This window comes from Streptomyces sp. CO7 (assembly GCF_053474865.1).
Window position 1 is genome coordinate 62,289 of the sequence record NZ_JBRIOU010000004.1, and the last position, 5,267, is coordinate 67,555.

Sequence of the window (5,267 nt, forward strand, 5' to 3'; positions counted from 1 at the left end):
CGCCTCACCCGCGCGTGGCAGAGCGTGCGCGCCGGCCGGCTGCCGCTGACCACCTTCGCGGACGCCGTGCTGAAGGACGGCGCGGCGGCCTGCCCGCATCCGTCCGGCGCCCGCGACCTGCCGGTGCGCACCGCCCGCCACGACCTGCTGACCGGGCAGGTGCGGCTGGGCGCCGCCGCCGACGACCCGCGCAATCCCTACGCCTACCGCGACGCCGGGGTGGCGCTCGCCCCGGACCTGCTGGCCACCTCGCTGGTGGCGGTGGGCCCGGCCGGGGCCGGCAAGACCTCCGCGCTGGTCCGCCCGCTGGCCGAGTCGCTCACGCTGCAGGCCCTGGCCGGGCGCGCCGCGGTGGTGGTGGTCGGCGCCGACGGGGCGGGGCTGGGCGCGAGTGACGCCTACGACGTCGTCGTGCGGATCGGCGACCCGGACTCCCCGCACGACCTCGACCTGTACGGCGGGACCGCCGACCCGGACGAGGCGGCGGCGGTGCTGGCCGAGGCGCTGGCCGGGGACGTCGCGGATGCGCAGGGCTCCGGCGAGGGCGGGCGGCGGCCGGCCACCGTCCTGGCCCAGCTGCTCGGACCGTTCCGCGCCGTCCACGACCGGTTCCCGTCGGTGCCGGAGCTGCGGGCGTTGCTGGACGGTGACCCCGAGCAGCTGGCGGCGCTGCGCGAGGCACTGGCGCGGGATCCCGCGCACGCCTCGCTGGTGCGCGAACTCGACGCCCGGCAGCGGCAGGCGGGGCGGCACGGGGACGCGGCCCCGCTGCTCGCCGACCGCATCGCGCTGCTGGACCGGCCGGCCTTCGCGACCTTCTTCGACACCACGGGACGCACCCGTCCGTTCTCGCTGCGGGCGCTGGACCACCCGGTGCGGGTCCGCATCGACCTGCCGCGGCACGGGCACGCGGAGGCCGCGCGGATCCTGGCGCGGCTGGTGCTCGCACAGTTCGCGGCGAGCGTGGCAGTCCGCGGGGACCGGTCGCTCTTCGCCTGCCTGGTCCTCGACGAGGCCGCCGGGGTGGTCACGCCGGAGGCGGTGCGGGCGGTGCAGCGGCTGCGGTCGGTGAACGCCGGCGTGGTGCTGACGCTGCGCACGCTGGACGACCTGCCGCGGGCGCTGCGGGGGCCGCTGCTCGGGTCGGTGGGGTGCAGGGTCGCGCTCTCCGGGCTCACCCCGTGGGACGGGCAGGACTTCGCCGAGGTCTGGGGCAAGGAGTGGACCGAGGCGCGCGACGTCACCGACCGGCAGATCGTCGCCGAGACGCCGGCCGGGAAGGCGGTGCACGCGCTGCGGCGGGTGATCACCGGGCGGGCGCCGACGGCGCGGGCGGTGACGGTGCGGCAGGTGGAGCGTGAGCGGTGGTCGGCGTCCGACCTGGCCCACGGCGTCCCGCCCGGTCACGCGGTCCTCTCCCTGACGACCGCCGCGGGCGAGCACGCGCCGCCCCTGCTGACCGACCTGCGCGCCTGACGGCCGGAGCGCACCGCCCTCGGGGAACGGTGTCCGCGCTCTCGGGGGACGGCGTCCGGCTACCCGGCCGGCGTCCTGCCCTGGAACCTCTCCAGGTCCGCGGCGCGCGTCTGGATCACGAGGACGGCGACCAGGGCCGCCAGCGCCGCCATCAGGGCGGCGGCGACGAACGCCGAGGTGATGCCCGCGGCGAGGGTCTGTTCCCGCAGCTCGGACGGCAGCGCGCCGGTCTGCCGGAACCGCCGCCGTTCCTCCGGCGTGGCGCGGGCGAGGAACGAGCGGACCAGGTCCTGCGCCTTGTTCCGGCTGCTCGTGCTGAAGACGGTCACCAGGATGGACAGGCCGAGGGAACCTCCGACCTGCTGGGTCGCGTTGAGCACCCCCGACGCGGCGCCCGACTCCTTCTCGGCCACGTTGGAGACGGCCATCAGCGTGAGGGAGACGAACTCGAAGCCCATGCCGAAGCCGAACACGAGCATCGGTCCGAGGATGCCGCCGACGTAGCTGCTGGTGACCTCCAGGCGCGACAGCCATCCCAGGCCGGCCGCGGCGAGGACGGCTCCGGTCACCATCACGATCTTGGGCCCGGTCCGCGGCAGCAGTTGGGAGGCGATCCCGGCGCTGACCGCGATGACGGCGCTCACCGGCAGGAAGGCCAGGCCCGCCCTCAGCGGGCTGAAGCCCATGACGTCCTGCACGAAGAGGGTCAGGAAGAAGAACATGCCGAACATCGCCGCCGCGAGACAGAGCATGATCGCGTAGGTGCCGGCCCGGTTCCGGTCGCGGAACAGCTTCAGCGGCGTGATCGGCTGCCGTGAGGTGCGCTCGACGAGGAGGAAGGCCCCCAGCAGGACGACCGCGACGGCGAAGGCGGTGACGGTGAGGGAGTCGGACCACCGCTTCTCCCCGGCCCGGATGAACCCGTACACCAGGGCGACCATGCCGAGCGTCGAGGTGAAGGCCCCCGCCGCGTCGAACCGTCCCGGCCGGCGCTCCGACTCCCGGATGTACCGCAGGGTGGCGAGCACGATGAGCAGGCCGATCGGGACGTTGACGAAGAAGATCCAGCGCCAGGTCAGCCACTCGACGAGGATGCCTCCGCCGAGGAGACCGATCGCGCCGCCCCCCGCGGACACTCCCGCGAACACGGCGAACGCCCGGTTGCGTTCGCGTCCCTCCTCGAAAATGGTGGCGATGAGCGCCAGCGCCGTCGGTGAGGCGACGGCGCCACCGATGCCCTGCAGGGCGCGGGCGGCCAGGAGTTGCCAGGGCTCCTGCGAGACGCCGCACAGCAGCGACGCGAGGGTGAAGAGCGACACGCCGAACAGGAACATCCTGCGGCGGCCGAGGATGTCACCGGACCGGCCGCCCAGCAGGAGCAGCCCGCCGAAGGTGAGGGTGTAGGCGTTGATCACCCACGCGAGGTTCGCCGTGGTGAAGTCGAGCGCCGTCTGGATGTGCGGCAGCGCGATGTTGACGATGGTGATGTCCAGCACCACCATCAGCTGGAGCGAGGCGAGCACCAGGAGCGCGACTTGCTTGCTGCCGTTCTCCGGAGTCGTTCCGCCGGCGTCCGGCCCCTGCCGTCGCAAGCTCGGTGACACTGTCAGCTCCCTCCGCTGCCGGCACCGGCCCGTGGCCGGTTCGCGCAGGTCGGCGGCCTTGTCGTCGAGGACGACGGCGGGCCCTCCTGGGGTCGACCGTACGGTCGCCCCGGTGCCGGGGCGACCGGTGCGGACCGTCCGGGGGACGCCGTCCGACGCCCGCCCCGACGCCCGCTCCGGCCATTGGTGCCGCGCCCGGCGCCACGCCCGGCTCCCGTGGGGCGGCACGGCCGGGGGCGGAACGCGTCCGCCGCGGCCTGCCAGTGCGGCACAATCACCGGTGGGTTCACTCCAGTCCGGCCAAGGACCCCCACCTGTCAGGAACACCGATGCCGCCCACCCTCGCCTCGCTGCTGCACCACTCCGCGCTGCACCTGACCCTCCGGGCCGGTGAGGGCACCCCGCTGGACGTCCCCGTCCGCTGGGCGCACGTCAGCGAGCTGCCGGACCCGGTCCCCTACATGGAGGGCGGGGAGCTCCTGCTCACCACCGCGCTGAAGGTCGACGCCGAGGACCCGGCGGAGGCCGGCGGCTACGTGCGCCGCCTCGCCGCCGCGGGGGTCGTCGGCCTCGGCTTCGGCGTGGGCGTCAACTACGAGAAGGTGCCCGAGGCGCTGGTGGCGGCCGCGGCCGAACACGGTCTCCCGCTCCTGGAGGTGCCGCGCAGCACGCCCTTCCTCGCGATCAGCAAGGCGGTCTCCGCGGCCATCGCGGCGGACCAGTACCGCGCGGTGACGGCGGGCTTCGCCGCCCAGCGCGAGCTGACCCGGCGGGCGCTCGGGGACGGGCCCGAGGGGGTGCTGGCGGCGCTGGCCGCCCAGGTGGACGGCTGGGCCGCCCTGTACGACGCCGCGGGAGCGGTGGTCGCGGTGGCGCCCGACTGGGCGGAGCGGCGTGCCGCGCGCCTCACCCCGGACGTGCAGCGCCTGCGCGACCGCCAGTCGCCCGCCACCGCGGTGATCGCCGGGCAGCGGGACCCGGACGAGGGGGCCGAGCGTCCCGGTGCCGCCGGCGACGGTTCGGCGCACGAGGAGGGGCCCCGGGACGGGGACCACGAGCAGGCCCGCGACACCGGCGAGGACCGGGTCGAGCTGCACACCCTCGGCACCGGCCGTCGCCCCCGGTCCGCGCTCGCCGTCGGCACGGCGGCCCCCCTCGGCACCGCCGAGCGGTACGCCGTGCACTCCGCGATCGCGCTGCTCACCCTGACCACCGAGCGGTCCCGCTCGCTGCACGAGGCCGAGCAGCGCATCGGCGCCGCCGTGCTGCACATGCTGCTGTCCGGCGAGGCGCAGCACGCCCGGACGGTCGCGGGCGACCTGTACGGGGGGTTGCTGGACGCGCCGTTCCGGGTGGTGGTCGCGGAGTACCGGGGCGAGGAGCTGGCCGCCGCGCTGGAGGCGGCGGCCGCCTGGGCGGGCGAACCGGTGCTGGTGGTGCCGGAGGAGGAGCAGGGCCGGCTGGTGGCGCTGGCGGCGGACGGCGGCGCCGCGCTGGCCGCCTGCGCCGAACAGGCGGCGGCCCTGGAGAGCGCGGCGGAGCGCGGCGGCCCCGCGGCGGCCGTCGGCGTGTCCGCCCCGGCCGGGCCGACCAGTGTGGCCTCGGCGTACAAGCAGGCCGTCCAGGCGCTGGCGGTGGCCCGTCGGCGGGGGCGGGTCCTGGTCGAGCACGAGCACCTGGCGGCCGGCTCGGTGCTGCCGCTGCTCGCCGACGACGCCGTCCGCGCCTTCGCCGAAGGCCAATTGCGTGCGCTGCGGGACCACGACGCCACCGGTCGCGGCGACCTGGTGGCCTCGCTGCGCGCCTGGCTGTCCCGGCACGGTCAGTGGGACGCGGCCGCCGCCGACCTCGGCGTGCACCGGCACACCCTGCGGTACCGGATGCGACGCGTCGAGGAGATCCTGGGACGCTCCCTCGACGATCCGGACGTCCGCATGGAACTCTGGCTCGCCCTCAAGGCCACGGGCAACGGAAACGGGAGCGGCAACGGGGGCGGCCACGGCACAGGCCACGGCACCGGTCCCTCCAGGGGCGCCGGCCGGCGCCCCGCGGACGCCGGGGACAGCTGACCGGACCGACCCGCACTGCGCCATCCCGGACAACGCGACGCGCCGAACGCTCCTGCGTGGAGCATGCTCGCCCCGCCCGCCTGCACCTAGCCTGCGAACAAAGAGGGAAGTGTCCGCC

At 75.9% G+C, this 5,267-nt stretch carries 3 protein-coding genes; 2 read left to right on the top strand and 1 reads right to left on the bottom strand.

What is annotated here, in order from left to right; all coding sequences use genetic code 11:
- The coding region (locus tag ACOV8S_RS12945; protein ID WP_448317978.1) for an ATP-binding protein at positions 1-1,476 on the top strand (1,476 nt) is incomplete at its 5' end.
- 59 nt (positions 1,477-1,535) lie between these two features.
- Here ACOV8S_RS12945 and ACOV8S_RS12950 read toward each other — a convergent pair.
- Positions 1,536-3,080, bottom strand: a complete 1,545-nt coding sequence (locus tag ACOV8S_RS12950) for an MFS transporter (RefSeq protein WP_448317979.1) — start codon at positions 3,078-3,080, stop codon at positions 1,536-1,538.
- A gap of 329 nt (positions 3,081-3,409) precedes the next feature.
- Between ACOV8S_RS12950 and ACOV8S_RS12955 the strand changes: the two genes are divergently transcribed.
- Positions 3,410-5,149 (top strand): PucR family transcriptional regulator, encoded by a 1,740-nt coding sequence (locus ACOV8S_RS12955; protein WP_448317981.1) that lies wholly within the window; start codon positions 3,410-3,412, stop codon positions 5,147-5,149.
- Positions 5,150-5,267: the final 118 nt, after the last annotated feature.

Bases quoted from the DNA above. Each gene is read 5' to 3' on its own strand.
- ACOV8S_RS12955 (WP_448317981.1), top strand. From the start codon at position 3,410: ATGCCGCCCACCCTCGCCTCGCTGCTGCACCACTCCGCGCTGCACCTG.